Below are 3523 nucleotides of genomic sequence, written 5' to 3'. Positions count from 1 at the left end.
GAGCTGAATGCGGTCATAGAAGGCGGCAGGGTCGGAAAGATCCTTTGATGCCCCTTTCCACTCATTCAGTATGGGATCTTTTTTCATCTCAGCGTCGATCCATTCTTTCTTGGGAATCACCTTTAATCCAACCTCAATCTTGTGATCCAGGTGAGAGAATAAATCGGTAAAATCTTTGGTTAAATGCTTGGTGATGAAGAGAACATCCTGCTCCGAATGAAACACATTGCCAAAACTCATTGGAATCAAACTGTATTGCTTCATAATCTCTGAAATCATGTGCTGATGTGCAAACAAATTATGGCGGTCAGGCAGCACTTCCCCGTTGACCCTTGATACGACCATCGCAATGTCTTCATGATGAATGGTGTAGACTTCAGACTCTTGGCCATTTAAGGTGACGCGGCCGAATGACTTTTTTTCTTTCTCCTCGATGGCACAAAAAACGTAGATCCCATTTTCTGTACTCAATGACTTTCATCCTCTCTTAAGCACTCTTGCAGAATCAGTTCCTGGACTGTACTTTCATCTTCATCAGGAAAAAACGGCTTGACATGATGAAGGAGGATATCCAGACAAAGCCGCTGATACATCACATTGTTTGGACAAATCTCGATGTCTGCTTTTTTGGCAATGGAAGCAATCATAAGTGATGCCCGCAAACTGGGACTATGTCCTTTTCCATAAATACGCAGCCGGCTAACAAGCTTGAAGACGGCAGCTGCTTCTTTTTCGGTGGCTCCTGTCCGATGCTGAATAATGGCTGCTTCTGTTTTTTCATCGCATGCATTCAAACGAATCGTGATTAATCGGTCAATCAAGGCATCCTGGGTATGAAACGTTCCTGCGTATTCCTCCGGATTGCTTGTAAAAATGACGGAAAAGTCAGGGTGGCACGGGATCGCCGTTACCTTTCCGTTTCCATAGACAGGAAGAACTCTCTCCTCGAGAAGAGATAAAAATATATTATTCGTTTTCGGGCGCGAACGTGTAAATTCATCATAAATAACAACATGTCCCTTTTTAACCGCTTCAATCAGCTGTCCATTGATCCAGATGGGTTTGACCTCTTGTTCCTTCTTGTACACAGAATGGATATAGTTATCGACCACTTGTTTTTTCGATACCCCTACATACTGGCCGATCAGGTCCTGGTTGGACATTTCATGATGCCCCCGGATGACGGTAACAGGTCTGTTTAATTGTTTGGCCACATAAAAAGCAAGGCTAGTCTTGCCAACACCGGACGGACCGACAAAGTGAACGGGATAGCCTGTCCGTAAATATAAAACCGTTCTTGAGACGATCTCGTTAAAAAAAACCGTGTTTACAAATGAATCTTGAACTTCTTTTTTACTCATCTACTGCAGCTTCCTTTCTTCAATAAAAATAAAAAGCCAAGGCGAAAAGTGCCTCGGCATTTCAAGAACCTATTACAGCGGCGCAGGCTCACTGTCTTCTTCTTCTTTTGGTTGAAGAAGCCCTACTGCTTCAGCATACCGCAGCCAGGTATCTACGCTCGCAATAACAATACGGGCATCGATTGTCAGCAGCTCAATTCCCACTAAAGAAACACGAGCCCATAAATCAATGACCACACCCTTATCCAAAATACGGTCAATAACCTCAGCTAAGCTAGAAGAGTCTACACTCTTTTGAATGGCAGCCATGCAATCCCCTCCTTCCATTAGTTGCAAATCAAGGGGAATCTCTTTAGCTTATTCTGTATTTATTTATCTGGTGACAGCCCCCTTGCCAACCAGTGTCCTTCACCAAGAGGCGAAGTAAATTAGTATATGTTTGCTAGAGTTAAATGGAATGGACAAGCGTTTGCTAGAATAAAAGATTTTTTCAAAAAAAAAAGAGACCCCCATTCTCAGGAGCCTCTTCAGATCTTTCATATTCAAATCCTCAAATCCCTCTTCCGATAAGAAACATACGTCAAAAATAATTCCCGTCACACTAATAACCGCTGATAGCACGATAAACACGGCATCAAATCCATTGCTTCCCATCAGGTTTTTCGCCTTTGTTCTACTTGGGAGTATGGGAAAAGTATGGGAAAAGTACATTTTTTGGAAAATCCCAGATCTTCCATTTTCGTGGGTTCTCTCCATTTTTCTATCCTATGGGTGATTTGACAGGCGCAGGGATTCCAGGAGGAGTGACGGTACAACAACATAATCATCATAGTAGCCAAACATAGTCAGCATCACTACACAGCACGCTAAATGGCCGCATGGACATCATCCCTATCATGTTCATGATCCCCACCATATCCATTGGCCACATGGACAACATGTACATCCCCCTCACACCCACCCAGCACATTTTTTGCCGAACATACTTAACAGCAATACTACGTTCAAAACAAGGGCGAGGACCGGTGGTTCCTCTACGGGAAGTTCCCATGGAAATCGGGCTAGGTGGGACTACTACAAAAATAAGGGCATAAGTAGCACTAAAAACTTTACGAATAGTCAATGAATAAAAGCTAAATACGCCCTCCTTTAAGAGGGCGTATTAGTCTTCCAGGTGCCTTCTACTCCACATGATCAGATTTCTGAATGATGTTGCTGTGAACAAAACCATCATAACAACTCACATAAACAAAGAAAAGCGGAAACAAAGGAAGGGCGGAATGGTGCGTCATTTATTCTGCACTCCAGGATTTTATTGTTTTACTTTCATCCTCATTTTATTTCTTGCTCTCAGTAATTTTACCAAGAAAGAAGCCATTGACTTGATCTAAACTTCCTCTCCATAGCACTTTATTTTTAGACGAGGCCATTTTATTTTCTCCACAATAAATCTGTGCATTTTTTAAATGAATAAAGTGTAAATCATTCAAGTTGTCTTCATTTCCCTCTTCAATCGCTTCACTTGATTGAATGAGCCGTTCACTTATTGCTTGTGATACTTCATTGCCGTTTTCAAATGCTTCCCCTAATGCTTCCAAATACTCTTGTGCAGAAATCGTCGTTCCAGAGATAACAGCTCCATTAACATTTAACGTTATATCCAATGAAAATCCGTATTTATTGGAAGCTTTTACAAAAAATTCAAGGATACTGTCTGTACTCATCTTTTAACCCCCGCTGTTTTATTTGGAAGATGTATCGTCATTACTGGAAATAGTGAATTCTTTTGGTTTTTTATCGTTTTTAATACGTTTATTTTTTGAGCTTACTTTTAGGGGGCGCTGCTCGTCTTTTTCATCCCGATCCACAATCACATCTTCGTCATTTTTTTCCTCCTCCGATAATGGGGCTAGCTGTTCTAACTTCTTTTCTATTAATTTTAAGCGTTCGTTAAGTTTTCTATTTTCATATTCAAGGATTTGAAATTGTTCATCGTTATTGTCCTTCGCGTTTACTTCCTGATGATCTTGTTCTTCGTTATTGTCTTGCAGGTTTATTTCCTGATGATCTTGTTTTTCGTTACTTGCATTTGTGTTCTCTTGATCTTCACTATTCTCTATTTTTAACAAGCCTGCCGTTTTATTTTTTAGTTTTTTTGCTGT

Annotated in this window: 5 protein-coding genes; all 5 read right to left on the bottom strand. The window is 40.9% G+C overall.

What is annotated here, in order from left to right; all coding sequences use genetic code 11:
- Positions 1-471: GvpL/GvpF family gas vesicle protein (locus tag ABHN01_RS25155; RefSeq protein WP_429877812.1), on the bottom strand; the 471-nt coding region annotated here is incomplete at its 3' end.
- Positions 468-1361 (bottom strand): gas vesicle protein GvpN, encoded by an 894-nt coding sequence (gene gvpN / locus ABHN01_RS25150; RefSeq protein WP_429877811.1) that lies wholly within the window; start codon positions 1359-1361, stop codon positions 468-470. The genes ABHN01_RS25155 and gvpN, both read right to left, overlap by 4 nt.
- A gap of 72 nt (positions 1362-1433) precedes the next feature.
- On the bottom strand, positions 1434-1670 hold the full coding sequence (gene gvpJ / locus ABHN01_RS25145; protein ID WP_429877810.1) for a gas vesicle protein GvpJ: 237 nt from the start codon (positions 1668-1670) through the stop codon (positions 1434-1436).
- 1028 nt (positions 1671-2698) lie between these two features.
- Entirely contained in the window at positions 2699-3085 is a 387-nt protein-coding gene (gvpU, locus tag ABHN01_RS25140; RefSeq protein WP_290399128.1) for a gas vesicle accessory protein GvpU, read from the bottom strand.
- An 18-nt stretch (positions 3086-3103) separates the two neighbouring features.
- Positions 3104-3523, bottom strand: a 420-nt coding sequence (locus ABHN01_RS25135; protein WP_429877809.1) for a hypothetical protein, incomplete at its 5' end; no start/stop codon positions are given.

Source organism: Fictibacillus sp. NRS-1165, assembly GCF_050468105.1.
Taxonomy (GTDB): domain Bacteria; phylum Bacillota; class Bacilli; order Bacillales; family Fictibacillaceae; genus Fictibacillus_C; species Fictibacillus_C terrinigri.
The sequence above is the reverse complement of the archived record's forward strand: the minus strand, read 5'-3'. Positions and strand labels throughout refer to the sequence as shown.